Raw genomic sequence first — 26,335 nt, forward strand, 5'->3', positions numbered from 1 at the left:
GCGGAGGAGGCGGCCGGCGCCGCGCGAGGGAGGGCGGAAGGAAGAAGCACGAAAGCAGCACAGAAGGAGCGCGGGAGGAGGAGCGGGAGGGGGCGCGCCGGGGGGACAGCGGCGCCCCGGCGGGGGCCCAGCCCCACGATTGATCGCCGTCCGTCAGGCGGCTATCGTGGGCTGGCTTTGCGCCGGGTTTTCCTCGAAGTTCGCGCGTTCACGCGATCCGCGACCCGGCGCGTCGAAGGGACCGAGCCATGACGAGCACCGCGCCGACGCACGACGAAGCCGACGGGCTGGTTCGAGAGGGGCAGGTGCTCGCCGGCAAATACCGCGTCGAGCGGGTGATCGGCGCCGGCGGGATGGGCGTGGTCGTGGCGGCGACGCACCTCCAGCTCGAGGAGCGGGTCGCGATCAAGCTGCTGCTGCCCGCGGCGGCGCACTCGCGCACGCTCGCGGAGCGCTTCGTGCGCGAGGCGCGCGCCGCCGTGAAGGTGAAGAGCGAGCACGTGGCGCGCGTGACCGACGTCGGGACGCTCGAGTCGGGCACGCCGTACATGGTGATGGAGTACCTGTCGGGCAGCGACCTCTCCGACGCGCTCCGCGCGGGCGGGCCGGTTCCCCCGCAGACCGCGGTGGAGTACGTGCTCCAGGCGTGCGAGGCGCTCGCCGAGGCGCACGCCGCGGGCATCGTCCACCGCGACCTCAAGCCGGCGAACCTGTTCCTCACGCGGCGCGCGGACGGCTCCCCGTGCGTGAAGGTGCTCGACTTCGGGATCTCGAAGGTGGCGACCGGCGGCGCCGACCCGCGGATCACCGACACGAAGGCCGTGATGGGCTCGCCGCTCTACATGTCGCCAGAGCAGCTGAAGTCCTCCCGCGACGTCGACGCGCGCACCGACATCTGGTCGCTCGGCGTCATCCTGTTCGAGCTGCTCGCCGGCGAGCCGCCGTTCGACGGCGCGACCATGCCGCAGCTCTGCGTGGCGATCATGCAGGGCGTCCCCCGCCCGCTCGCCGCGTTCCGCGCCGACGTCCCCCCGGCGCTGGAGGCCGTGGTGCTGAGGTGCCTGGAGAAGACGCCGGAGCGGCGCTTCCATGACATCGGGGAGCTGGCCGAGGCGCTCGCGCCCTTCGCGGCCGGGCGGGCGCGGCTCTCCGTCGAGCGGATCAGCGGGATCTCGCGGAGCTGGGGGCCCCCGCGGCCGGCGCTCGCGTCGGGGAGCGGGACGACCGCCCCGACCCTGGTGGGCACCTCGCCGTCGTGGAGCGGGACGGTCGTGCGGCGAAAGCGGCCCGTGGGGCTCGCCGTCGCGCTGGCGGGCATCGGCCTGTCGCTCGTCGCCGCGATCGCTGTCTTCGCCTTCCTCAACGCCCGCGCGCGCGTCGGCGACGCCGCGACCGAGCCGTCCGCCGGCGCCTCGGCGGGCCCGCCGCTGTCCGCCGGCGTGGGCGCCGCGACGCTGCCGGCCGCCTCCGCCGCGCTCACGCCGGCCGTCACGCCCGGCGCCGTCGAGGCGCCCGCGCCGGTGGACGGCGCAGCCGGCGGCGCGGCGCCGGCCGATTCCGCTGCCGCGTCCGCGGCGCCCGCCAGCGGCAAGCCCGCGCCGACGCGCCCGGCGAGCGCCGCGCCGCGGGCCGCGGGCGCCGCGCCGCGGCCCGCGGGCGCCGCGCCGGCGCCGCCGCCCCGGGCCGCCCGGCCGCCTGCCGCGGCGCCCGCGGCGCCGGCCAACGGCAACCTGTTCGACGATCGCAAGTGAGGACACCACCATGACGAGCCTGCCGATGCAGCACCTCGGGCGCCTGCTGGCGCTCGCGATGTTCCTTGCCGCCCTCGTGGGCGGCGGCCGCGACGCCAGGGCCGACACAGCGGCGGCGCAGGCGCTCTTCGACGCGGCCAGGCAGCTGATGGCCCAGGGCAAGTACGCCGACGCGTGCCCCAAGCTCGAGGAGAGCCAGCGGCTCGACCCGGGGATCGGCACGCAGTTCAACCTCGCGGCCTGCTACGAGCAGCTCGGCCGGACGGCGAGCGCGTGGTCGACGTTCCTCGAGGTGGCCGGCGCGGCGAAGGCCGCCGGCCAGCTGGAGCGGGAGAAGGTCGCGCGGCAGCGCGCCACGGCGCTGGAGCCGAAGCTCATCCGGCTGACGATCACGGCCCCCGCCGACGCCCCGACCGACCTCCAGGTGAAGCGCGACGGCGCCCTCGTGGGGCGCGCGCAGTGGGGCACGCCGGTGCCCGTGGATCCCGGGAAGCACACGATCGAGGCCTCCGCCGCCGGCAGGGCGCCGTTCGCGAGGACCGTCGACCTCGCCCGGGCGGGCGCCACGGAGACCGTGGCCGTCCCGCCGCTGCCCGCGGGCGCGCCAGCCCGCGCCGCCGCGCCGCCGGCCAGCGGCGCGGCGCCGGCGGGTATTGCCGCTGCGCCGGCGGGTGCTGCCGCCGCGCGGCCGACGACCGGCGGCGCCGCCCTCGCGCCTGTCGCTGGACGCGCGCCGGCGCCCCCGGCCCGGCCGCTGACCCGGCGGCGCAGCAAGGGCATGATGGTCACGGGCATCGTCCTGACGAGCATCGGCGCCGTCGCCCTCCTCGGCGGGGGCCTGGCCCTCGCCTCGGCGTGCACGGGCGCCGAGTGCGACTCCGACTCGCTCGACGACCCGCTCGAGGACGACTCGCTCGACTACATCGATCAGGAGGACAGCGACGAGGAGGCCGGGTACGCGCTCATCCTCGGCGGGCTCGTCTTCGCCGGCGTCGGCATCCCGCTCGCCATCATCGGCGGCCGCCAGGTGCCCGTTCAGCCGGAGAAGAAGGCCGCCTCCGCGCCTGCGCGCTCGCCCGAGCTCGTCCTCGGCCCGCGCTACGCCGGGCTCCGCTGGTCGATGTGAGCCCCGGCGTAGCGCGCGCCGCGGCCGCCGGCGCTCGCGCTCACTCCGCGTCGACGCGGTACACGGTCCCGCTGAAATCAACGACGTACACCTCGCCGGCGCCGTCCTGCCCGAAGCTCGAGATGCTGAACCCGAACGACCCGAGATCGTCTGTCCGGTCGACGGGCGTGGAAGCCGCCCCGCCCTCGTACCTCAGCGTCCAGACCCTGCCGCTGCAGAAGTCGCCGTAGAAGTAGCTCCCCCGGAGCCACGGGATCCGGCTGCCCCGGTAGACGTAGCCGCCGGTGACCGAGCAATCCTCGATGACCCTCCCGGCATGGGCGTACTCGGCGGCGGGCAGCGTGGTGAGACCCTGGGGATCGCAGTCCTTGGCCGGCGTGAAGCAGTGCGCGCCCTCCATGAGGCGCCAGCCGTAGTTCTTCCGGCCCTGCCCCGCCGGCTCGATGTCGATCTCCTCCCACAGCCCCTGGCCTACGTCGGCGATGTAGAGATCGCCCGTGCACGCGTCGAAGCTGAAGCGGTAGGGGTTCCGCAGACCATGGTCCCAGATCTCGGGCCGGACGCCCTCGCCGGTCATGTTGCCTTCCGGGATGCTGTACGGGTGCGTCGAGACGTCGAAGCGGAGGACCTTCCCGAGCAGGGTCGTGAGATCCTGACCATTGCCGATGTCCGAGTGGCCGGGGCCCCGATCGTTGCCATTCCCGCCGTCGCCGAGCCCGAGATAGAGGAAGCCGTCCACCGGGCTGAACTCGAGCGAGCCGCCGTTGTGGTTGCGCTGCGGCTGCGCCTGCTCGAGGTACGTGGCCACCGGGGTTGGATCGGCCACGTCCGGGCGCTCGCCCCGCTTGAACTCGACGACGCGCGTGTCGCCGCCCGTCGCCTTGTCCGAGTAGTGGACGAAGAAGCGGCCGTTGCTCTCGTAACCCGGGTGGAAGGCGAGCCCGAGGAGGCCGCGCTCGCCGTTGCCGCCCGTGAACATGACGAGCTCCTGGATGTCGAGGAACGTCGTCGGCTCGGCGGCGCCCTCGTCGAGGACGAGGATCCGGCCTGGCTGCGTCACGATGAAGAGCCGCGCCGGGTCGCCCGGCGCGGATTTCACGAGGAGCGGGAACTGGAGGCCTGAGACGACCGGGGTGAGCTCGAGCGGGCCCTCCTCGTCGTCCTCGCTCGGCGGCGAGCAGCTCAACCGCGCTGCGGGCGTGCCGCCGCTGCCGCCTCCGCCGCTCTCCCCGCCGCCGCTGCCGCCGCCGCCGCTCTCCCCGCCGCCGCTGCCGCCGCCGCCGCTCGCGCTGGCGGCGCTCCCGCCGCCGCCGCTCGCGCTGGCGGCGCTCCCGCCGCCGCTCGCGCTCGCGGCGCCGCGGCCGCCCGCCCCGCTGCTGGCCGCGGGGCCGCCGCCCGTCGCGCTCGTCGGCACCGGCGATATCGATTCCTGCCGCGAACACGCAAAGAGGGCCATCCCGGCCGCCACGGGAAGGGCGATGACAAGCAGGGGCGATAAGGTCGAGCTCGATGGCCTCATGATGGGAAGATATCGCAGATCTCCGCCCTGATCGGCGAAGATCGAGTGATCGCCGTCAGGCGAGCGCGCACGTCGCACGCAATCGGGCGCGAGCGGTAGAGGCGCACGCCGGACGGCGCCGCTCCGGGATCACCCGAGCTCGCGGCCCCCGGCGCGCGAGAGGGAGCGAGATCGCGAAACGAAGCCCCCGATCGCCGCATCGATGGAGACGGCCGCGTTGCCGGTGGGCGAGGCTGGCCACACGAGATCATGGCATCCGTTTTTCCGCGCTGGAGCAACACCGCCTTTCGACTCGCCATCGCCGCCGTCTTCCTCGGCGGCGCGGCGGCCGTGGCAGCGCCGATGATCTACGTGCGCTCCGACTGGAACACCGGGAAGAACGTACCCGTGCAGCAGCCGGTGCAGTTCGACCACAGGCACCATGTGCAGGACGACGCCATCGACTGCCGGTTCTGCCATTACACCGTCGAGCGGGCGGGCAACGCGGGGATGCCGTCGACGGCGCTCTGCATGGGGTGCCACAGCCAGATCTGGAACCAGAGCCCCAAGCTCGAGCTCGTCCGGACCAGCTATTTCTCGGGCACGCCGATCCCCTGGAACCGCGTCACCGACATCCCGGACTTCGTCTACTTCAACCACGCGATCCACGTGAGCAAGGGCGTCGGCTGCGTGACCTGCCACGGCCGCGTGGACCAGATGCCCGACGTCCACAAGGCGTCTCCGATGACGATGGGCTGGTGCCTCGACTGCCACAGGGCGCCGGAGCGGCACCTCCGCCCGCCCTCCGCGATCACCGACATGGACTGGGACGCCGGCCCCGACGCGGAGCGGATCGGCCGGCAGATCGCGCAGGAGCTCGGCGTGCGGCGGCTCCTGCACTGCTCGACCTGCCACAGGTGAGCAGGAGAGACGGACGCGCGGCGAGCAGGGGAGAGCAGCACCGGCGGCGGCGCCGATCCACCGATGACCTGAAGAGGGATGATGGCTGATCGAACACAGACCCCATGGAGCCCCGCGCTCGACGGCAAGACCGGCAAGGCGTACTGGCGCAGCCTCGCGGAGCTCCTCGAGACACCGGAGCTCCGCGACGCCGCGGCGCGCGCGCTCCCCGGCGCGCTCCTCGCCGCCGAAGACAGCCCCGGCGCGCTGAGCCGGCGGGGCTGGCTCAAGCTCCTCGGCGCGAGCATGGCCCTCGCCGGCGTGTCCGGGTGCAACGCGAGGCCCGCGGACAAGATCGTCCCGTATGTGAGCACGCCGCCGGAGGTGACCCCGGGGCTCCTCCGGTACTACGCGACCAGCCTGGAGCTCGACGGGTTCGCCACCGGCGTCCTCGTCGAGAACCACGAGGGGCGGCCGACGAAGGTCGAGGGCAACCCGGAGCACCCGGCGAGCCTCGGCGCGACCGGCGTCCACGAGCAGGCGTCGGTGCTCGGCCTCTACGATCAGCACCGGGCCCGCGGGGCGCGGCGCGGCGCGGGGCCGGCCGCGTGGGAGGCGTTCGTCGAGCAGTTCGCGGGCGCGCGGGACGACCGCGGCGCCGGGCTCCGCTTCGTCCTCAGGCCCACCGGCTCGCCGCTCGTGCTCGACCTCATCGGCCGCATCCAGGAGCGCCATCCGGCGGCCCGGTTCACGTTCCACGCGCCCGCCCGGTCGCCGCACCCGGCGCGCGGGGCCGAGCTCGCCTTCGGCGCGCCGCTCCAGGCGCAGTACGACCTCCGGACAGCGGACGTCATCCTCTCGCTCGACGCGGACTTCCTCGCGTCGATGCCGTTCAGCTTGCGGTACGCGCGCCAGTTCGCGGAGCGCAGGCGCATCGGCTCGCCGACGGGCACGATGAGCCGGCTCTACGTCGTCGAGCCGGGGCTGACCCCGACCGGGACCATGGCCGATCACCGCCTGCGCCGGCGCCCGAGCGAGGTGCCGGCGATCGCCGCGGCGATCGCGGCGGAGCTGCTCCTCGCGGAGGGCGCGCGCCCCGGGGCCGTCCCTGCGGAGGCGCTCGGCGCGCTCCTGCCGCTCCGGGCACAGGTGCGCGCGGAGGACCGGCCGTTCATCCAGGCGCTCGCGCGCGATCTCGCGCGCGGCGCCGCGGCGAGCGTCGTCGTCGCCGGGGAGCGGCAACCGCCGCCGGTCCACGCGCTCGCGCACGTCATGAACGCGGCGCTCGGCGGCGACCGCGCGGCGTGGGCCACCCCGGGGACGCTGATCTCGGCCGGCGCCGCGGAGCAGGACCTCGCCGCGCTCGCCGACGAGATCCGGGGGGGCGGCGTCGACACCCTCGTGATCCTCGAGAACAACGTGGCGTACACGGCGCCGGCAGATCTCGAGCTCTCCGCGCTGCTGCGCGCCGTCCGGAGCCGCGTCTACCTCGGGCTCTACGAGGACGAGACAGCGGCCGGCTGCGACTGGTTCGTGCCCGCCGCGCACGAGCTCGAGGCCTGGGGTGACGCGCGCGCCTACGACGGGACGATCTCGCTGGTCCAGCCGCTCATCGAGCCGCTCTTCCAGGGCAGGACGGCCGCCGAGGTGCTCACGGTGTTCGCGGGCGAGCCGCGCCGGAGCGCGCGCGAGCTGCTCCGCGACGCCTGGAGGGCGCGCCGGGGCGGCGCCGACTTCGACGCGTTCTGGGAGGAGGCGCTCCGGCGCGGGCTCGTCGAGGGCACCGCGGCCCCGCGCGAGACTACCGCGCTGCGGCCCGACGGCATCGCCGCGGCGCTCGGGCAGCTCGCCGCGGCGCCCCCGGCGCCGGCGCCGGCCGACACCATCGAGGTCGCCTTCTCGACCGACGCGAACGTCTATGACGGCCGGTTCGCCAACAACCCGTGGCTGCTCGAGCTGCCCGATCCCACGACCAAGCTCACCTGGGACAACGCCGCGCTGCTCAGCCCGGAGACGGCCAGGGCGCTCGGCGTCGAGAGCGAGGACATGGTCGAACTGGAGCTCCGGGGGCGAAGCCTCTCGATACCGGTGCTCGTCGCGCCGGGCCACGCCGACGGGACCGTGTCGCTGAAGCTCGGCTACGGGCGGAGCGGCGCCGAGTCGATCGCCGCCGGCGTGGGGTTCGACGCGTACCGGCTGCGCACCACGGACGCGCCGTTCTTCGCGGCGGGCGCGTCGGTGAAGAAGCGGCCGGGCCAGAAGCACCCGCTCGCCCTGACGCAGCGGCACTTCAGCCTGCAAGGGCGCCCCATCGCGCTCTCGGTTCCCCTCGCCGTCTACCGCGAGCACCCCGATTTCACGGAGGCGCACAAGGGGCCGCAGCCGTCCCTCATGCCCGAGGTGCGCGCCCCCGGGGTGCCGCTCGCGCAATGGGCCATGACGATCGATCTCACGATCTGCACCGGGTGCAGCTCGTGCGTCGTCGCGTGTCAGGCCGAGAACAACGTCCTCGTGGTGGGGAGAGAGGAGGTCATGAAGAGCCGCGAGATGCACTGGCTCCGGATCGACACCTACTACTCCGGCGACCCGCGCGACCCGGGCGTCGTGCACCAGCCCATGCTGTGCCAGCACTGCGAGAAGGCGCCGTGTGAATACGTGTGCCCCGTCAACGCGACGACGCACAGCCCCGACGGCCTCAACGAGATGACCTACAACCGCTGCGTCGGGACGCGGTTCTGCTCGAACAACTGCCCCTACAAGGTCCGCCGGTTCAACTGGTTCGACTATACCGAGCTCCACGCCTACAACGACGGGCTCGCGCGGCTCCAGCGCAACCCCGACGTGACCGTGCGGGAGCGCGGCGTCATGGAGAAGTGCACGTACTGCGTGCAGCGGATCCGCCGCGCGGAGATCGCGGCGCGCGTCGAGCAGCGCGCGATCCGCCCGGGAGAGGTCGTCACCGCCTGCCAGCAGGCCTGTCCGACGCGGGCGATCCAGTTCGGCGCGCTCGAGCACAAGGAGACGGAGATGGTCGCGTGGCGGGGCGAGCCGCGGAGCTTCGAGGTGCTCCACGACCAGGGCACCCGGCCGAGGACCATGTACCTCGCGCGCATCGACAACACGAACCCGGAGCTCGACGAGCCGTGACCGAGCCCCTCCTCCTCGGGCGGCCCACCGACGCGGCGCTCTCGGACGAGCTCCTGTCGGTCGTGTGGAAGCCGCGATCCAGGCTGTGGTGGGCGGCGTTCGCCCTCACGGGCGCCGGGACCGCCCTGCTCGCGATCACCGTCACCTACACCATCGTCACCGGCATCGGGGTCTGGGGCAACAACATCCCTGTCGGGTGGGCGTTCGGGATCATCAACTTCGTCTTCTGGGTCGGCATCGGCCACGCGGGGACGTTCATCTCCGCGATCCTGCTCCTGCTCGAGCAGCGCTGGCGCACGAGCATCAACCGGTTCGCCGAGGCGATGACGCTCTTCGCCGTCATGCAGGCGGGCCTCTATCCGCTCCTGCACCTCGGCCGGCCGTGGTTCGCCTACTGGCTCGTCCCCTACCCCTCGACGCTCGCGGTCTGGCCCCAGTACAAGAGCGCGTTGCCGTGGGACGCCGCGGCCATCTTCACGTACTTCACCGTCTCGCTCGTCTTCTGGTACCTCGGGCTCATCCCCGACTTCGCGGCGCTCCGCGACCGGGCCCCCGACCGCCGCCGCCGGATCGCCTACGGCATCCTGTCGCTCGGCTGGCGCGGCTCCGCGCGCGACTTCCGCCACTACCGGCTGCTCTACGGGCTGCTCGCCGGGCTCGCGACGCCGCTCGTGCTCTCGGTCCACTCGATCGTGAGCACCGATTTCGCGATGGCGCTCGTCCCGGGCTGGCACGCGACGATCTTCCCGCCGTTCTTCGTCGCCGGGGCCATCTTCTCCGGCTTCGCGATGGTGCTGACGCTGCTCATCCCGGCGCGCCGCGTCTTCCACCTCGGGAACGTCGTCACCCAGCGGCACATCGACAACCTGAGCAAGCTGACGCTCGTCACCGCGTGGATCGTCATCTACTCGTACATCATCGAGTTCTTCGCCGCCTGGTACAGCGGATCGGAGTACGAGATCTATCAGTATTTCGTGGCGCGCCCCAGCGGGCCGAACGCCTCCGTCTTCTGGGCGCAGATGGTCTGCAACGTGGCCGTCCCGCAGCTGCTCTGGTCCTCGCGGGTCCGGAGGAACATGGCCCTGCTCTGGATCATCTCGATCCTCGTGAACGTAGGGATGTGGTCCGAGCGGTTCGTGATCATCGTCATGTCGCTGCAGCGCGAGTTCATCCCGTCGGGGTGGCACGCCTACCGCCCGACGTGGGTCGATCTCTCGATGTTCGCCGGGACGATCAGCTTCTTCCTGCTGCTCTTCCTGATCTTCCTGCGCCTCTTCCCGTTCATCCCCGTGGCCGAGGTCAAGGAGCTGAACCACGAGCTCAGCAAGGAGGAGCACTGAGATGAAGAGAGGACTGCTCGCCGAGTTCGAGACGCCCGAGGCGATGCTCCGGGCGCTCACGGAGCTCAGGAGCCGCGGATACCGGCGGCTCGACGCGTTCACGCCCTACCCGGTGCACGGCGCCGAGGCGGCGCTCGGCCTCGGCCGGTCGCCGCTCACCTGGCTCGTCCTGCCCTTCGCGCTCGCGGGCGCCGCGGGGGGCTACCTCGTCCAGTGGCACAACAGCGCGTACGACTACCCGCTCAACGTCGGCGGGCGGCCGCAGCACGCGGCGCCGGCGTTCGTGCCGATCACCTTCGAGATGATGGTGCTCTCGGCCGCCCTCATGGGCTTCGTCGTGCTGCTCGCCCTCACGCGGCTGCCCGAGCTCTGGAATCCGGTGTTCGACGTCCCGGGGTTCGAGCGCGCCTCGATCGATCGGTTCTGGATCGGCATCGACGTCCGCGACCCTGCGCTCATCAGGCCCATCGCCGAGCGCGATCTCACCGATCTCGGCGCCACCACCGTCGCCTGGGCCGGGAGGGAGCGCTCATGAAGCGCGGCCGGCTCGCGACGCTCTCCTGCCTCTCGGCGGCGCACTGCGCGCTCTGCGCGCTCTGCCTCTCGTGCGCCCCGGCGACGCCGACCGAAGCCGAGCCCGGCGAGTCCGACACGCTGGATCTCGAGCGCATGATCCGCCAGAAGCGCTACGCCCCCTACGAGCCGTCGGAGCTCTTTCACGACGGCGCCGTCATGCGCCACCCGCCCGAGGGCACGGTGCCGAACGACCGGGTGACCGGCGATCCCGGGCTCACGCGGGGCGTCGCGGGCGGCGCGTACGTCGCGCACATCCCCGTCCCGGTCACGCTGGAGCTGATCCGGTACGGCCAGGGGCGCTTCGAGATCTTCTGCGCCGCCTGCCACGGGATCGCCGGAGATGGCGAGTCGGAGGTCGCGCGAAACATGACGCAGCGGCGCCCGCCGTCGCTCGTCGACGCGCGCGTGCAGGCGTTCCCGCCCGGCCGCATCTACCAGACCATCGTCGAGGGCTACGGGCTCATGCGCTCATACGAGCCGCAGATCCCGCTCCGGGAGCGCTGGGCCATCGTGGCCTATGTGAAGGCGCTCGGGAGGAGCCGCGCCGCCGCGCTCGACGCGCTCCCCCAACCTCTCCAGGAGCGCGCCCGGAAGGAGCTCCCGTGAACCGGCGCATTCCCATTTTCCGCGGGGGCCGCGCGCTCATCTCGCGGTCCCTCGGCCTCGCGCTCCTCGGCGCCCTCCTGCTCGTCGCCGGCGGGTTCGTCGACCGGGAGCGCGTCTTCTACGCGTACCTCGCGGCCTACGCCTACGCCGTGACCACCGCGGTCGGCGCGCTCATCTTCCTGATGATCTGCCACGCGATGGGCGCGACGTGGCCTGTCGCCGTCCGCCGCCTCGCGGAGGCGATCGTCTCGACGCTGCCCGTCCTCGCCCTGCTGTTCCTCCCGCTCCTCTTCGGGCTCGACGCCCTCTACGGGGACTGGCTCCATCCCGAGTCGGTCCACGACGAGCACGTCCGGACGCTCCTGCTCCACAAGAAGCCGTACCTGAACCTCCCCTTCTTCCTCGTCAGGACGGGCGTCTATTTCGCCGTGTGGCTCGCCCTCGGCGCCCTGCTCCGCCGCGGCTCGCTCCGGGGCGACGCCAGCCCGGCGCTCGCGGGCGGCGGGCGGCTCCGTCTGCTGAGCGTCGCCGGCCTGCCGCCCGTCGCGCTCGCGCTCTCGTTCGCCTCGTTCGACTGGCTCATGTCCCTCGCGCCGACGTGGGTGTCGACGATGTTCCCCGTGTACGTCTTCGCCGGCGGCTTCGTCGCGGCGATAGCGCTGCTCACGGCCCTCGCGTTCACCGCGGATCGCGCCGGGCTCCTGCCCGGGCTCCGCGCGTCGCACTACTACGCGCTGGGCCGGCTGCTCCTCGCGTTCACCATCTTCTGGGCCTACGCCGCGTTCTTCCAGTTCATGCTGATGTGGATCGCGGACAAGCCGGAAGAGGTCGAGTTCTACCTCCGCCGCTACCACGGCCCGTGGGGGACAGCGACCCTCGTCATGGTGCTCGCGCGCTTCGTGATCCCGTTCGTGATCCTGCTCAACTACGGGATCAAGCGGAGGCCAGCCTGGCTGTCGGCGGTCGCCGCGTGGGTCCTCGTCGCGCACTACCTCGACATGCACTGGCTCGTCGTGCCCGAGGCCTCCGGCGCCCGCGCGCCGTACCACTGGCTCGATCTGGCGGCGCTCCTCGCCGTCGTCGGCCCGTGCGTCGCGTTCGCCGCGCTCCGGCAGCGCGGCAAGCCGCTCGTCCCCGTCAACGACCCGGCGCTGCCGGCCGCACTCCGTTACGAGAGCGTATGACCTCCCACTACCGACGTCCCGACGTGCGCCAGGAAGACGATATCGTCCCCTGGCGGCGCATCCTGGCCATCGCGTTCGCCGTGATCGCGATCTTCTTCATCCTGGGCATCTGGTCGTGGATGATCCTGCGCGATCGCGAGGCGGAGCTCCGCCCGGCGCGGAGGAGCATGGAGGCCATGCGCGAGGGCTTCCAGCCGCGCGGCGTGGTGGCCGGGGTGGATCAGCGGATCTTCCAGCGCAAGGCCATGGGCGAGGAGGGCTTAGGCAAGATGCTCAATCGCAGGAAGCATGAGGAGCTCGGCCGCTTCGGCTGGGTCGACCGGGAGCGCGGGCTCGTGCAGATCCCGATCGAGGAAGCGATGCGCCTCGTCGCGGAGGAGAGCCGCTGATGAGGCCGAGCCCCCTGTCCGCCGCGACGCTGCTCGCGCTCTCGCTCTCGCGCGCGCCGCTCGCGGCCGCCGCGGACGCGCCCGCGCTCCCGCCCGCCGCGCGCGAGGCCGGCATCGACGAGCGCCCCGGGAGCGCCATCGACACGTCGCTCCCGTTCACGGACATGGATGGCCGGAGCGCGCCGCTCGCCGAGCACTTCGACGGCGTGCGGCCGGTCCTCCTCGTCCTCGCCTATTACCGCTGCCCGACGCTCTGCGGCCTCGTGCTGCGCGGCCTCGTCTCCGGCATGGCGAAGCTCGATTACCGGCTCGGCGAGCACTACCGCGCGCTCACGGTGAGCTTCGATCCCCGGGACACCCCGGACGCCGCGGCGCGGAAGCGGAGGGCCACGCTGTCTTCCCTGGGCGCCCTCGTCAAGGCAGGCGCGCCGGCGCCGGACGTCTGGCCGTTCCTCACCGGCGAGCCGCCCGAGCTCCGCGCGCTCGCCGGAGATCTCGGCTTCCGCGCCGCGTACGACGCGCAGACGGACCAGTACGCGCACCCGGCGGCCGTCTTCGTGCTGACGCCGGACGGCCGCGTCTCCCGCTATCTCTATGGCATCGAGTTCTCCGCCCTCGACCTCCGGCTCGCGCTCCTCGAGGCGAGCCGCGGGCAGGTGGGCACCACGCTCGATCGCGTCCTCATGACGTGTTATCGCTACGACCCCGCGAGCCGCCGCTACGGCCCTTACGTGGCCGGCTTCCTGCGGCTCGGCGCGGCCGGCATCCTGACCTGGGTCGTCGCGCTGCTCGCCTTCTTCGGGTGGCGCGGGTGGCGGCACCGCATGCAGGAGGGCGCGCGATGAACGAGCTCCTGCGCCAGCTGCTCTTCCTGCCCGAGCAGCGCTCCTCGCTCGCCCGCGAGATCGACGGGCTGCACTACTTCGTCATCGGCGTGACGATGGGGGGCGCCGCGCTGATCACGCTGATCGGCGGGTATTTCCTCCTCCGCTACCGCCGGCGGATCCAGGACACGGCGCGTCCTCACGCCGGGACCCTCGCCAGGCCGGCGCTCTTCCTGGAGACGGTGTCGCTCTTCGGCCTCGGCTTCCTGTTCCTCACCTTCTGGAACATCGGCACGCGCCAGTTCGTCGACCTGCGCACGGCGCCGGACGACGCGCTCGACGTCTACGTCACCGCCAAGCAGTGGATGTGGAAGTTCGGCTATCCGGAGGGAGAGAGCGAGATCTCGGTGCTCTACGTCCCCGTGCGGAGGCCGGTCAGGCTCATCATGACGTCGCGCGACGTCATCCACAGCTTCTTCGTGCCCGAGTTCCGCATCAAGCAGGACGTCCTCCCGGGCCGGTACACGACGGCCTGGTTCGAGGCGAGCCAGCCTGGCGCGTACCCCATCCTCTGCACGGAGTACTGCGGCACGAGCCACTCGGGGATGCGCGGCCAGGTGATCGCGCTCGACCCGGCCGATTACGATCGCTGGCTCGCGGGCGGCGCGGCGAGCACCCCGGCGTTCGCGCAGGAGGCGGCCGCCCGGGCCGAGGAGGAGCTCGCCGCGGCGCAGCCGACGATGCCGGCCCGCGGCGAGCACGCCGCCGCCCGCCACGGCTGCCTCCGGTGCCACACCCTCGACGGCACGCAGCACGTCGGCCCGACCTGGGCCGGCCTCTACCGCTCGGTCGTGCCGCTCGAGGCAGGCGGCGAGCGCGTCGCCGACGAGGTCTACATCACCGAGTCGATCATGGATCCGCTCGCCGTGCTGCACCGCGGGTTCCCGGCGGTCATGCCGTCGTATCTGGGGCAGATCACGCCGCCCGACATCGCCGCGATGATCGAGCTCATGAAATCGATCCGCGACGTGCCCCACGGCCCCGTGGTGCCGTGGGACGGCGGGGTCAGCGGGGGCGGCGCCCCGGCGCCGGGAGGGGTGAGGCCATGATCGCACAGGAGATCGAGGGGACAGCTCCGACGCACGGCGCGCACGGCGCGCACGGCGCGCACGGCGCGCACGAGCGCGACTATCTGCGGGCCGACGCGGGCGTGCGCTCGTGGCTGCTCACGACCGATCACAAGCGGATCGGGCTCATGTTCTACGCGATCATCGTGCCGATGCTCCTGCTCGGCGGCGCCTTCGCGCTCGTCCTCCGGACAGAGCTCCTGACCCCCGGGCCCACCGTGATCGACGCGTCGACCTACAACCGCATGTTCACGCTCCACGGCGTGGTCATGGTGTGGCTCTTCATGATCCCGTCGATCCCGAACATCTTCGGGAACTTCGTCCTCCCGATCATGATCGGGGCCAAGGATCTCGCGTTCCCGCGGCTCAACCTGGCGAGCCTCTACGTGTACGCGATCGGCGTCGTCGTCACGCTCGGGGCGGCGATCGCCGGGGGCGCGGACACCGGGTGGACGTTCTACCCGCCGTACAGCACGGTCACCCCCGCGGCCGTGATGCCGGTCGTGATCGGCATCTTCATCCTCGGCGTCTCGTCGATCATGACGGCGGTGAACTTCATCGCCACGACGCACACGATGCGCGCCCGCGGGCTCGGCTGGGGCAGGCTCCCGCTCTTCACGTGGGCCATCTACAGCACGAGCATCATCATGCTGCTCGCGACCCCCGTCCTCGGCCTCACGATCCTGCTCGTCGGGCTCGACAACGTCTATCATTTCGGCATCTTCGACCCGGCGCTCGGCGGAGATCCCGTGCTGTTCCAGCACCTGTTCTGGTTCTACTCCCACCCTGCCGTCTACATCATGGTGCTCCCGGCCCTCGGGGTCATCAGCGAGGTGGTCTGCACCTTCTCGCAGCGTCAGCCGGCGTCCTACTGGGCGATCGCCCTCTCGTCGCTCGGCATCGCGTTCATCGGGTTCACGGGGTGGGGCCACCACATGTTCGTGGCCGGGATGAGCGAGCTCGACGCCGGCATCTTCGGCGCGCTCTCGATGTTCGTCGCGATCTTCTCCGCCATCAAGGTCTTCACCTGGGTGGCGACGCTGCAGAAGGGGGCCATCCACTTCAGCACCCCGATGCTCTACTTCTTCTGGTTCCTGTTCCTCTTCGTCTTCGGGGGCATGACGGGCGTCGCCGTCGCGACCCAGTCGCTCGACGTGCACTGGCACGACACGTACTTCGTCGTCGCCCATTTCCACTTCATCATGGTCGGCGGCACGCTCACCGCGTTCCTCGCGGCCGCGCACTACTGGTTCCCGAAGATGTTCGGCCGCATGTACTCCGAGTCCATGGGGCTGCTCACGTCGTTCGGGGTGTTCGCGGGCTTCATCCTGACGTTCCTCCCGCAGTTCCTGCTGGGCAACGCCGGGATGCCGCGCCGTTACTACAGCTACCCGGAGCAATACCAGTGGCTGAACGTCCTCTCGACCGGCGGCGCCTACCTGCTCTCCGGCGCGCTGCTGCTCACGCTGGTGAACCTCCTCATCGCCCTGCGCTGGGGGGCGCGCGCCCCGGCCAACCCGTGGCGGTCCCGGAGCTACGAGTGGCTGACGGCGCCCATCCCGACGAAGCACAACTTCACGGTGACTCCGATCATCGAGCGCGGCCCGTACGACTACCACCTGACCGACGAGGAGGCCCATGCACGAATCTCAGCCGCCGCTGATTGAGCCGCAGCCGCAGCCGCTCGCCCCGGCGCGGCTCGTCATGCAGTTCGAGGATCTCGAGAAGCAGACGCACGCCGCGCACTTCGGCATGTGGATCTTCCTCGCCAGCGAGGTCCTCCTGTTCGGCGGGCTCTTCGGCCTGTATGCCGCCTACCGCGCGATGTTCGGCGCCGAGTTCGCCGCCGGCATCGCGCACAACAACGCGGTCATCGGCACGGCGAACACGGCGATCCTCCTGACGAGCAGCCTGCTCGTCGCGCTGAGCGTCTACGCCGTGCGCCTCGATCGGCCGGTGCGGGCTGGCCGCCTCCTGCTCGGCGCCATCGCGCTCGGGGCCGCGTTCCTCACGCTGAAGGGGATCGAGTACACCGAGCACTTCCACGAGGGGATCTTCCCCGGCGCCGCCTACCGCTTCGGGGAGCTCCCGCAGGCCGGCGCGCGGGTGTTCTTCACGCTGTACTACGTGACCACCGGGCTCCACGCCATCCACGTCACGGCGGGGCTCGTGGTCCTCGGCTGGCTCGCGTGGGGGTGCTTCCGGCGCCGGTACGGCGCGGGAAACGAGACGCACGTCGAGCTCGGCGGGCTCTACTGGCACCTCGTCGACGTGGTCTGGATCTTCCTCTGGCCGATGCTCTACCTGATGCACCGCTAAGGGCACGTTGCTCCCATGACCGTCAAGCACCTCTCCTCGCGGACCTACGTGATCGTCTGGCTCGTCCTGATGGCGCTCACGCTGGCCTCGTACCTCCTCTCGCTGGCCCACCTCGGCGGGGCCGACGTCGTCGCGGCGCTGCTCATCGCCACGGCGAAGACGGTGCTGGTGCTGCTCTTCTTCATGCACCTCATCGAGCAGCGCTTCGCGAACGCCCTGCCGATGATCGTGTCGGCCCTCCTCCTCGGCCTGCTGCTCACGTTGATGATCTCCGACGTGATGTCGCGCGAGACGATCTCGCGCGGGCCGATCCCGCCGGCTCCGCCCGAGGCCGCGGCCAGGCCGCGGTGATCCGTCCACCGCCAGATCGCCCGGGCTGCCGCAGGTGCGAGCCGAGGCCGGGGATGGCCCGGCGCCGGGGTCTCCTCGGCCCGGGATGGACACGGGCGCGCCGCGCCGTCCCCTCCGCGTGCGCTCGAGCTCGGCAAGGCCGCTGAGGAATGGCCCTGTCAGAGGGCGCATGACGCCGTTCTCACGGCATCGGGCGCCGCTCACATGGGCTATCCACCGCCCCGTTTCGGTCCTACAAACACGTGCTCTCGGCGCTGCGCGACGGCCCCGGCGGAATGGTGCCTGCGCCAGAGGCATTGCACGTTCGTAGGAGCGACCATGAACAGGTGGATTGTGCGGGCCGCTGCCTCGTGCGGTCTCGCCGCGGCGGGGTGCACCTCCGTCCCGGCGGACGAGCCGTGGCTCGCGGAGCGGGACGTGTATCCGGTGGTGGACTGGGCGGCGCGCGCTCCGGCGGCGTTCCGCGGCGCCCCCGGGAACGACGGCCCGGTCGCGCCGTGCTCCGCAGCGGTCCTCTTCGCCGACGGCTTCGCCGACAACGCCGCCAGGTGGAGCCTCGCGTCCGGCTGGGAGATCGGCCCCGCGCGGACGTCCAGCGACCAGCGCGCGGGGTCCCCCGACCCGGCGAGCGATCACACGCCCACGGGCGACAACGGCGTCGCGGGCGTGCTCCTCGGCGGCAGCCCGAGCGTCACCGCGCCGCACCCGCAGCGCTACCTGACGAGCCCCCCCGTCGACGCGGCCGTCCGCGGGCGAGTCACGCTGTCCTTCTGGCGCTGGCTGAACGCGACGTACCGCAACAAGGCCCGCGTCGAGGTCTTCGACGGCTCGCGCTGGAGGATCGTCTACGAGTCTCCCCACGACGATATCGTCGAGTCCGCGTGGAAGCGCGTCACGTACGATCTCACCCCCTACAAGAGCGGGAGTCTGCGGGTGCGGTTCGGCTACAGCGCCGTCATCGCCTTCGGGGGCGCGCCCACGTCGGGCTGGAACATCGACGACGTGCAGATCAGCGCCTGCCGGTAGGCGGTGGCCGGGGCTGGACCGGGGAGGCTCGGGGCGGGAGCGCGGTAGAACAAAAAATCAATGTTCCTGATAATTTACCGCCTTGACGGGATCTCGCCCCGGGCACGCGCGATCGCCGCCCGCCGCTCGCTCTGGCACCTCGCTTGCTGAGTCCAGCTGCAGGACGCGCAAGGACAGGACTTGCGCCATGTTGTGCCGTAGAAAGGACCTAGCAACTCATGGCCATGCAGAAGAAGCGAAAGGTGCTCCGGGCTCCCTTCATCGTGACCGTCGCCGCGGCGGCGTCGCTCGCGGGCGCCGTGGCCCTGCCGGGGTGCGACCCCACCGTGCAGGGCGGCAGCTGTCCCGAGGAGCTTCCGGAGACGGGATCGAGCTGCGAGGCGGACGATCTTTCCTGCGACTACACCGACAGTTGCGACAACCCCATCGGCTACAGGTGCGTGGACGGGGCGTGGCAGGTGGAGAGCGAGATGTCCTGCAACCCGCCGCCGCCCCCGGAGTGCCCCGCCGAGATGCCGGCGACCGGCAGCGCGTGCTGGCAGATCGGGGCGGGCTGCGCCTATGGCGGCCCTCCCGATTGCCCCGATCCGACCATCGTGACCTGCGGCGAAGACGGCACGTGGTCGGTGACGGTCGCGGTGTCCTGCAACCCGCCGCCGCCGGCGTGCCCGGAGGAGCTGCCGGCCGACGGGGATCCCTGCGAGGCAGGGATCGGGACATGCAGCTTCATGATGCCCACCGGCTGCGGTCCGCTGCCCGTCGACGGGGAGTGCGTCCTGCAAGGCGACACCTGGCGATGGCAGGTGCACGAGCTCTTCTGCAACCCGCCGCCGCCGGAAGAGTGCCTCAGGGCCGCCACCGCGGACGCGTGCGCGAGCCTCGGGCCGACGTGTCAGTGGCTTGTGCCAGGCTGCGCCGATGAACCGGGGCCCCCGGCGCTGGCCGCGGTGGGCTGCTTCCCGAGCCTGCCTTGCGAGACCGACAAGGCGTGTCCGGCCGGGACGCTCTGCCAGGAGGTCGTCGTCAACCCCTGCGTTGCCTCGTCTCCCGACGGGGTGACCTGTGCCGCGTGCGGAGAGTACAAGAACGTCTGCGTGCCGCCCTCCGCGGCGACGACCTCGGGGTGAGCGCCTCCGCGGCGTGCGCGCGCCTGCCTCCCGCCTGCCGCGGCGGGGCGAGCGCCTCCGCGGCGGGCGCGCTCCGCCTCCCGTCTTGCCGCACCCGGACCCCGCGCATAGCGTGACCCCATGACGGACGCCCCCGACGCAAAGCAGGACAGCACCGCGGCCGCGGAGCAGGCGCCGCGCGAGCAGCGATCGCCCCTCCCTCCCGCGAGCGACGCGGTGCGCGCGGAGTGGGGCCGTCGCATCGAGGCCGAGTACCGCTCGGCGGCGATCACGCAGCACCTCACGCTCTGGCTCATCCAGATCGGCGCGTCGCCGGATCTCATCGACGACGGCCTGCGCATCGTCAAGGACGAGCTCGCGCATGCGCGCCTCAGCCATCGCGTCCACGTCCTCGCGGGCGGCGGCGCCTTGTCGGCGCTCCGCCGCGAGACCCTCGGCCTCAGGAGCGGCGGAGACGAGCCGCTCGAGCTGGCGGTCGCGCGGGCGGGCGTGGAGATCTTCTGTCTTGGCGAGACGGTCGCGGTCCCGCTCTTCAAGGTGCTCCGCGAGGGGTGCACCGTCCCGGTCGCGCGCCGGGCGCTCGACCGCATCCTGCGCGACGAGGTGCGGCACCGCGACTTCGGCTGGACGCTGCTCCGCTACCTGCTCGAGCTGCCGTGCGCGCCGGCCGTGCGCGAGCTGGTCGAGCGCGAGCTCCACGCCATGTTCTCGCGGCTGCGCAGGAGCTACATGCCCGCGGGCGGCGCGCGGCGCGCGGCGATCTCCGACGACGACCGCGCCTGGGGCCTCATGCCTGTGGCCCGTTACGGCGAGATCCTCGAGCGCGCCGTGGAGCGCGACTACGTGCCCCGCTTCGGCGAGCACGGCATCGACGCGCTCGCCGCGTGGCGGCGCTCGGCGGCCCCACCCGACCGGACGCCCACCCCGGCCTGATCCAGCCCCGCCAGCGGCCGTTGGTTCCACCCCTCACAGCGTGACGACGGCTCGCACTCCCACCACCGAGAGCCCTTTTTCAGGAGGCGGTGGGTCGCACGAGCAACCAAGAAGAGGACGCGCATGGCGCTGCTTTCGCCAGGCTCTCTGGCAAGTCCTGATCAGGTCTGATATTCCGGGACGTCCTGCGGGTGTGGGACGAGCCCGCTGGGCGGCGCGATGCCGCGGGACCGGGCGCAGGCGCTGCCCCTCGTGACCACGAAGCACCGAGGCGCGCCATCCCATCCATGGCCCGAGCACGGCGGCGAGCATCGTGGCGGCGCGCCGGACTCTGCCGAACGAGAGGTCGCTCGTGGGAGGCGATCGCCATCTTCAGATCGTGCAACTCTTTGCGCGAATGAGCAATCCGATGAGGCGGAGGACCGGGCGCCGGCCGATTTCGTGGCCGAACCGGCTGGCACCTGCCTTGCTGAGGGGGTGTAGCGAAGACCGGCACATGGCTTGAGGATGTGTCGCTGCCTCTCCGACGAAGCACCGCGAGCCGTAGGCCGCGCGGCGACGGGAGGAGTGTGCGTCACGAGCAAGCGCGGGAGGGCAGAACCCGCGACTTCCTCGGGCCTCAGTCTCGAGACAAACGGAACAAGGAGGCAAATATATGCAAGTCACGAGACTCAATGTCGAGCGTTTTGACATTTTCATCGCCTCTGAGGATCTTCAAGACGGCGTCGATTACTACTATGGTGGGACACGCGCGGTCCCTTACTCGACGTCCGACGAGAGCGTGCTCGACGAGCTGCATCGCCTGCAACGCGACGAGAGCGGCCTCAAGAACGCGCTGATCAACGTCGCCCTGGCACAAGGAGCGCTGTCGGCCATCGACCAAGCGCTCTTCCCCGAGAACTTTCTCGGGAGCCGGGTCGGCGGTGCGCGTTGCATCCTGCGCCCGTCCGATCCCGGCGCAGCCCATACGATCAGCAACACGAGGGGCGACGACCTCGAGGCGACGCTCGCGACCGTCTTCTCCACGATCGGTGACCACCTCAACCAGCGCGACGGGCGCATCAAGCTGACGCCAGACTTCGGCCGCTACGCCGGCCTGGCCGACCTCTTGTATCGCCACACACCGCATGTGCTCGGCATCAAGTGTGATGTTGGCGGCTGCGGGGGCAAGTCATCGTATTCGACCACCGGCGTCGTGGCCGCCTTCGAGGCCCTCGGACTTCATGAGAGCGGCCTGCCGATCACGCTGATCGGCTCGGCCGGCGCCATGGGCTCTGACCTCGTCGGTTACGTCAGGGAGAGCGGTCATTCGGACGTGGCCGTCTGCGACCTGGCCTACGACAGGGCGGAAGACGCCGTGCCGGCGCCAGCGGGGATGACCCACCTGCCGTCCGAGCAGGGGCGCTTTACGAGGGAGGCGCTGGCGCGCAACGGGACGATCATCGCCACGACGGTCGGCCGCGAGCTGGAGAACTCCTCGTGGGGAGCCATCCCCAAAGACACAGCGCTCCTCCTGGCGCACAACCTGGCGGTTCCGCCGGGCGCCACGGGCATACAGTTGATGCGGAGCTTGCAGGCGCAGGGCGTCAAAGCCTACCCGGGCCAGGTCCTCACCCTCGGCGGTGCGCTCACCAGCCGACTGGAATGGTTCTGGCGCCAGAGCCGTCCTGGTCAGCCGTTCAACAAGCCGCTCGCTCATCAGGTGGTCAGCTCCGTCATCTCGTACCTGGTGCGCCGCATCGAAGCGGAATGCAAGTACGCCAGCGCTACGCCCATAGACGTGATGTACCGGATCGCAAGCGAAGACCCGAGGACGTCGGCCCCTCGACTCAAGGAGCGGAACCTCTGATGTGCGGCATTGCGGCAGTAATCTCGGCGCACAAGCGTGACCACACCGACTTGCTCTTGCACATGCTCCGCAAGATCGAGCACCGGGGCGACGTGGGGCATTTCGGTGAGATCAAGGCGTTCCCCACCGGCGCGATGGGGACGAACCGCCTGGCCATCGTCGACCGTGACAACGCGCGGCAGCCAATTTCATCAACGAACGGTCGATACTGGGTCGTCTTCAACGGCGAAATTTACAACCACGCCGCTCTCCGCGAGGAGCTCCGGCAGCTCGGCTGCCGGTTCGCGACCGAGTGCGACACCGAAGTGATCGTTCAGGGCTATCAGCGATGGGGACCAGAGGTGGTCCGTCGCCTCGACGGCTCGTTCGCGTTCGTGATCTTCGACGCCGAGTCGAAGTCCTCGTTCGCGGCGCGAGATCCCATGGGGATCAAGCCGCTCTATTGGGCCGTCGGAGGCTCCAGCCTGGCCACTGGTAGCGGCAACGACGCGCTCCTGTTCGCATCGGAGCAGAAGTGTCTCGCGCCTCACGCACAGGAAGTGTGCACGCTGGCTCCCGGTCACTATCTCGAAGACGGGCGGTCGCATCGTTACTTCGACATCGAGGAGCGATCCCCCGAGCGCGAGGAGCCCGTCGCGAGATGCCGCCGTCTTCTGGGCGAGGCGGTGAGGAAGCGCGTGGACACCGACCTCCCCGTGGCTGTGATGTTCAGCGGCGGCATCGACAGCACCACGGTCCTCTACCTGGCCAGGAAGTTCCACCCCAACGTGACCGCGTTCACTCTCGGGTTTCCTGGCGCCACGGATCTCGAGGTCGCGACTCGATTCTGCCGAGAGTTCGATATTCCGCAGATCATCTGCCCGCTCCGCGAGGACGAGACGATCGCGCTCCTCCCGCGCGTCGCGCAAGGCGCAGAATTCTTTGAGGGGATCGATGCGATGGACGCCTGCCTGGCGTACTTCGGTTACCAGCAGGCGCACGAACATGGTTTCAAAGTAGCGCTCTGCGGTGAAGGCGCTGACGAAGTGCTCATGGGCTACGATCTGTTCCTCGAGCAGGCGGACCCGGACGCGTTGATGCGATACCGCGTGTCTAACCTGCATCGAACCGATGTGCAGCGCGTAGATCGCGCTGCCATGCTCAATCGTGTCGAGGCGCGGGTACCTTTCCTCGACATCGAATTCCTGCGCTTCTGCTACCACCTGCCCGCCAGCATGAAGCTGAGGGACGGCACCTCGAAGTGGGTGCTTCGCGAAGCGTTCCGCGGCGAGCTGCCCGATTACATCCTCCGTCGGCCCAAGGTCCGCATGCCGGACGGCACGGGTTTGCATCGTCTTCTATACGACCACGCTGGTCAGCAGACGGCGCAAGTCGACCCGTCGCTCGAGGTCCGTCTCGGGATCGAGAACAGGCAGCAGGCCTATTTCCTTCAATTGTACCTTGCCGCCGGGCTGCCCGTTCCCAAGGAGCGCTTCAGGAGGCCGGGGCTGGACTACAACACGGACGGGTATTTCCGCTTCGTGACTCCACCTCCGAGGCAAATATGAAGTTATCATTGGGAGATGTGCCCGCCCCGGCACAGGGATATCCGCCTTCAAGGTTTCGACCGACCGCGCTCGACAACGTCGCCATCATCGACCCGTTCGGCCCGGGCGCCGCATATGGGCAGGAAGCGCGACGGCTCGGAATGCGGCCTTATGCCGTGATCTCCACGCCGGCCCTGCCGGGTTACTACCTGAGCACGTTCCGACGCGGGGACTACGAAGCGGTGCTCGAACACCGAGACATGGATGCCACTGCGCTCTGGCTTCAGGCCCGCGACATCCGCGCGATTCTACCCGGTTCCCAGCCCGCGGTCGTCCTCGTGGACGCCGTCGCGGACCGGCTCGGGGTCCCAGGTAATCCGCTGATGACGTCTCCCTGTCGCCTCGCGAAGGGGCTGATGAAGGCGCGGCTGCGCGAGCAAGGCGTGCCCTGCGCTGCGTTCATCGAGAGCGATTGCCTGGATGATCTCCTGAGCTGGAGCGAGGCGAACGGATATCCCGTCGTGGCCAAGCCACCCCAGGGGCAAGCCACGAAGGGGGTCCGCGTGTGCCGAGGCGGTCAGGATCTGGCGGCGTCGTTCGAATGCATCATGGGGCTGCCCGCGCTCTATCACGGTGAGCGACGTGGGGTGCTCGTCGAGGAGTACCTCGACGGGGACGAGTACTTCATGGACTTCATTCACAGTGGAGACCGGCGCGAGCTCATCTGCTTCGCTCGCTACGAGAAGATTCAAACATCGGACTCGGCGGGCATCTATAAAAACATCTGGTCGCTGCCGCTGAACGCGCCCGAGGCAGCGGCCGCGGCGGACTACGTGCGTTGGGTGAACGCCGCCCTCGACGTCCGGCTCGGCATCAACGACGTGGAGTTCAAGCTGACCCGCGACGGGCCTCGCTTCATCGAGTTGAACAACCGTCTTCCAGGGGCCATGACCCCCGACGTGATCCAGCGGTGCACCGGGTTCAATTGCTACAAGGAGAACCTCCGTCTCTTCCTGGGGGAGACACCGGAGGTGCGCTCGATCGATTACGCCAAGCACTTCTGCGTCTGTTGCCTGATCAGCGACGTCAGCGGCGAGATCGCCGACATTGAAGGCCTGCGCGATGTGCGTCGGCTCCCGTCCTTCGACGGCGTCAAGCTCTTCGGTGACATTGGCGACCGGATCGCGCGCACGACGGACCTCCTCTCGACCTGGGGCCTCGTGCTCCTCGTCCACGAGGACCCGCTGACCTTGCGCCGCGACGCGAGCTTCGTGCACCGCACGCTCAGGGCGGTCGTCTCCGATGTTGAACGACCATGACGACGAGCACGACGAAATGCGCCTTGTCTGACTCGACGGAGCACGAACGGATTGCGGCCTCCGGCCGCAACCCCATGAAAATGGCCTACGTCGGGTTGGCTCTCACCATCGTCTGCTGGGGTCTGGTACCGGTATTCCAGAAACAGCTGCTGGAGGTGTTCGGCGCCGTCGAGCTCACCTTCGTACGGTTCTTCGTGAGTGGATTCGTCCTCCTCGGGGTGGTCCTCGTCCGTAGTCCTCGCGAGCTCTCGGGCGTCGTCCGCAGGAACCCGTGGGGGATCTTGCTCAGCAGCGTCCTCGGACCGCTCCTCGCGATGGTGTCGTTCAATTTCGGCGTTCGAACGGTGGCCATCAGTCTGGCGGCGCTCGTCATAGCGCTCGAGCCCATGTTGACGTACGTGATCGCCGTCGCCATGGGCCAGGAGCGGTGGGAGCTGCAGCGTGTGCTGAGCATCCTCCTCTGCCTCGCGGGCCTGGCGGTGACCATGGCGGCTGACGGCATCGGCGGCGGCGCCTTCTGGGTCGGCCTGCTCGCCGTCTTCGTCACGCCGATCGTCTGGGCGGTGAACACGGTGATCTCGAAGGGGCTCGTCGAGAAGGAGTCGCCGATCGTCATCATCGTTCTCAATTTCCTCATCAGCTCGGCGCTCCTGCTCCCTTTCTCGCAGAGCGACGGCATGCCCAGGATCCTGCAAATGAGCGCGCGGCACTGGGGCGCGCTGGCGTTCTGCGTCCTGCCCGGCACGGTGATGGGGTACACGATCTGGTATTGGGCTTTACGCTTCCTGTCGCCCTCTACATTATCGATCTCCCTCTACGCGATACCCATCATCTCCGTGGTCGGAGGGGTCGTGGTCCTCGGGGAGAGCTTGACGATCGTCAAAGGTTCCGGCGTCGCGCTCGTGCTGTACGGATTGTACCGCGTCAATACACAAACGGAGTTCAAGAGACATGATCAACATGAGAACTAAGACCTCGGGCAATCGCAAATCCGTCTTCAGCCCGTCGGCATGGGAGCCGAAGATGGGGTACGCCCGCGGGGTCCGGGTCGGCCACCTGGTCTTCGTCGCCGGCACGGTCGCCGCGGACGGCGATGGCAGAACGATCGGGCGGAGCATCACTGAGCAGACCGACTATGTCATCAACAAGATCCGCGCGGCCCTCCGGGAGCTGGGCGCGGATCTTCACAACGTCGTACGCACAGACACATTCCTGGTGGATTTCGCGGACTTTGACTCCTACGCAGAGGTGCATCGCGGATACTTCGGCGACATCGAGCCGGTGAACACCACCGTCCAGTGCACGCGGTTGGTCAACCCTGATCATCTCGTCGAAATGTCGGCGATCGCGATCCTCGAGCAGCAGTAAAGGCGCGTAATTTCGTTTGTTTCCGCCTCGTCATCACAGAAACCCTGGC

General features: G+C 70.3%; 23 protein-coding genes. 22 read left to right on the plus strand and 1 reads right to left on the minus strand.

Translation table 11 applies throughout. The features are described from left to right. Positions 1–248: 248 nt before the first annotated feature. Positions 249–1,751: a serine/threonine-protein kinase gene (locus tag WME89_RS28500; RefSeq protein ID WP_438002840.1), complete on the plus strand. Its 1,503-nt coding sequence runs from the start codon at positions 249–251 to the stop codon at positions 1,749–1,751. 10 nt (positions 1,752–1,761) lie between these two features. Continuing rightward, the gene (locus WME89_RS28505; RefSeq protein ID WP_438002841.1) at positions 1,762–2,877 is read left to right on the plus strand and encodes a hypothetical protein; all 1,116 of its coding nucleotides are present in this window, start codon (positions 1,762–1,764) and stop codon (positions 2,875–2,877) included. Between the two features lie 40 nt (positions 2,878–2,917). Here WME89_RS28505 and WME89_RS28510 read toward each other — a convergent pair whose 3' ends face one another. Then, positions 2,918–4,291 carry a PQQ-dependent sugar dehydrogenase gene (locus tag WME89_RS28510; protein WP_438002842.1) on the minus strand — a complete coding sequence of 458 codons (1,374 nt, stop codon included), beginning with the start codon at positions 4,289–4,291 and terminating at the stop codon, positions 2,918–2,920. A 354-nt stretch (positions 4,292–4,645) separates the two neighbouring features. On the opposite strand from WME89_RS28510, the gene WME89_RS28515 reads away from it, so the two are divergent. The 20 genes from WME89_RS28515 (at position 4,646) to WME89_RS28610 (ending at position 26,286) form a co-directional block, all read left to right on the plus strand. Further along, complete coding sequence (locus WME89_RS28515) at positions 4,646–5,296, plus strand: cytochrome c3 family protein (RefSeq protein WP_438002843.1); 651 nt, start codon at positions 4,646–4,648, stop codon at positions 5,294–5,296. Between the two features lie 81 nt (positions 5,297–5,377). Beyond that, the gene (locus tag WME89_RS28520) at positions 5,378–8,422 is read left to right on the plus strand and encodes a TAT-variant-translocated molybdopterin oxidoreductase (protein ID WP_438002844.1); all 3,045 of its coding nucleotides are present in this window, start codon (positions 5,378–5,380) and stop codon (positions 8,420–8,422) included. Next, complete coding sequence (nrfD, locus tag WME89_RS28525) at positions 8,419–9,762, plus strand: NrfD/PsrC family molybdoenzyme membrane anchor subunit (protein ID WP_438002845.1); 1,344 nt, start codon at positions 8,419–8,421, stop codon at positions 9,760–9,762. The genes WME89_RS28520 and nrfD overlap by 4 nt, the downstream gene beginning before the upstream one ends. A 1-nt stretch (position 9,763) precedes the next feature. After that, the gene (locus WME89_RS28530; protein WP_437617778.1) at positions 9,764–10,297 is read left to right on the plus strand and encodes a DUF3341 domain-containing protein; all 534 of its coding nucleotides are present in this window, start codon (positions 9,764–9,766) and stop codon (positions 10,295–10,297) included. Beyond that, a complete protein-coding gene (locus WME89_RS28535; RefSeq protein ID WP_438002846.1) occupies positions 10,294–10,944 on the plus strand; it encodes a c-type cytochrome in 651 nt (216 codons plus the stop codon). Before WME89_RS28530 ends, WME89_RS28535 begins: the two co-directional genes overlap by 4 nt. Next, on the plus strand, positions 10,941–12,128 hold the full coding sequence (locus WME89_RS28540) for a hypothetical protein (RefSeq protein ID WP_438002847.1): 1,188 nt from the start codon (positions 10,941–10,943) through the stop codon (positions 12,126–12,128). The genes WME89_RS28535 and WME89_RS28540 overlap by 4 nt, the downstream gene beginning before the upstream one ends. Continuing rightward, the gene (locus WME89_RS28545) at positions 12,125–12,517 is read left to right on the plus strand and encodes a hypothetical protein (protein WP_438002848.1); all 393 of its coding nucleotides are present in this window, start codon (positions 12,125–12,127) and stop codon (positions 12,515–12,517) included. The genes WME89_RS28540 and WME89_RS28545 overlap by 4 nt, the downstream gene beginning before the upstream one ends. Beyond that, positions 12,517–13,362 carry an SCO family protein gene (locus WME89_RS28550; protein WP_438002849.1) on the plus strand — a complete coding sequence of 282 codons (846 nt, stop codon included), beginning with the start codon at positions 12,517–12,519 and terminating at the stop codon, positions 13,360–13,362. The genes WME89_RS28545 and WME89_RS28550 overlap by 1 nt, the downstream gene beginning before the upstream one ends. Next, positions 13,359–14,450: a cytochrome c oxidase subunit II gene (gene coxB / locus WME89_RS28555; protein WP_438002850.1), complete on the plus strand. Its 1,092-nt coding sequence runs from the start codon at positions 13,359–13,361 to the stop codon at positions 14,448–14,450. Before WME89_RS28550 ends, coxB begins: the two co-directional genes overlap by 4 nt. Then, positions 14,447–16,135 (plus strand): cytochrome c oxidase subunit I, encoded by a 1,689-nt coding sequence (locus WME89_RS28560; RefSeq protein WP_438002851.1) that lies wholly within the window; start codon positions 14,447–14,449, stop codon positions 16,133–16,135. Before coxB ends, WME89_RS28560 begins: the two co-directional genes overlap by 4 nt. After that, the gene (locus WME89_RS28565; protein ID WP_437617785.1) at positions 16,107–16,787 is read left to right on the plus strand and encodes a cytochrome c oxidase subunit 3 family protein; all 681 of its coding nucleotides are present in this window, start codon (positions 16,107–16,109) and stop codon (positions 16,785–16,787) included. The genes WME89_RS28560 and WME89_RS28565 overlap by 29 nt, the downstream gene beginning before the upstream one ends. 15 nt (positions 16,788–16,802) lie before the next feature. Further along, entirely contained in the window at positions 16,803–17,138 is a 336-nt protein-coding gene (locus WME89_RS28570) for a cytochrome C oxidase subunit IV family protein (RefSeq protein ID WP_437662731.1), read from the plus strand. A gap of 318 nt (positions 17,139–17,456) precedes the next feature. Then, positions 17,457–18,164 carry a hypothetical protein gene (locus tag WME89_RS28575; RefSeq protein ID WP_438002852.1) on the plus strand — a complete coding sequence of 236 codons (708 nt, stop codon included), beginning with the start codon at positions 17,457–17,459 and terminating at the stop codon, positions 18,162–18,164. A 224-nt stretch (positions 18,165–18,388) separates the two neighbouring features. Beyond that, positions 18,389–19,291: a hypothetical protein gene (locus tag WME89_RS28580; RefSeq protein ID WP_438002853.1), complete on the plus strand. Its 903-nt coding sequence runs from the start codon at positions 18,389–18,391 to the stop codon at positions 19,289–19,291. Positions 19,292–19,411: 120 nt separating this feature from the next. After that, entirely contained in the window at positions 19,412–20,224 is an 813-nt protein-coding gene (locus tag WME89_RS28585) for a ferritin-like domain-containing protein (protein WP_438002854.1), read from the plus strand. 655 nt (positions 20,225–20,879) lie between these two features. After that, the gene (locus WME89_RS28590; RefSeq protein ID WP_438002855.1) at positions 20,880–22,073 is read left to right on the plus strand and encodes a hypothetical protein; all 1,194 of its coding nucleotides are present in this window, start codon (positions 20,880–20,882) and stop codon (positions 22,071–22,073) included. After that, the gene (asnB, locus tag WME89_RS28595) at positions 22,073–23,620 is read left to right on the plus strand and encodes an asparagine synthase (glutamine-hydrolyzing) (protein ID WP_438002856.1); all 1,548 of its coding nucleotides are present in this window, start codon (positions 22,073–22,075) and stop codon (positions 23,618–23,620) included. Before WME89_RS28590 ends, asnB begins: the two co-directional genes overlap by 1 nt. 362 nt (positions 23,621–23,982) lie before the next feature. Further along, positions 23,983–24,918, plus strand: coding sequence for an ATP-grasp domain-containing protein (locus WME89_RS28600; RefSeq protein ID WP_438002857.1), 936 nt, complete (start codon positions 23,983–23,985; stop codon positions 24,916–24,918). Then, the gene (locus WME89_RS28605) at positions 24,915–25,889 is read left to right on the plus strand and encodes a DMT family transporter (RefSeq protein ID WP_438002858.1); all 975 of its coding nucleotides are present in this window, start codon (positions 24,915–24,917) and stop codon (positions 25,887–25,889) included. Before WME89_RS28600 ends, WME89_RS28605 begins: the two co-directional genes overlap by 4 nt. Next, positions 25,870–26,286: a RidA family protein gene (locus tag WME89_RS28610; protein ID WP_438002859.1), complete on the plus strand. Its 417-nt coding sequence runs from the start codon at positions 25,870–25,872 to the stop codon at positions 26,284–26,286. Before WME89_RS28605 ends, WME89_RS28610 begins: the two co-directional genes overlap by 20 nt. Positions 26,287–26,335: the final 49 nt, after the last annotated feature.

This window comes from Sorangium sp. So ce321, from assembly GCF_051530195.1.
Lineage (GTDB): Bacteria > Myxococcota_A > Polyangia > Polyangiales > Polyangiaceae > Sorangium.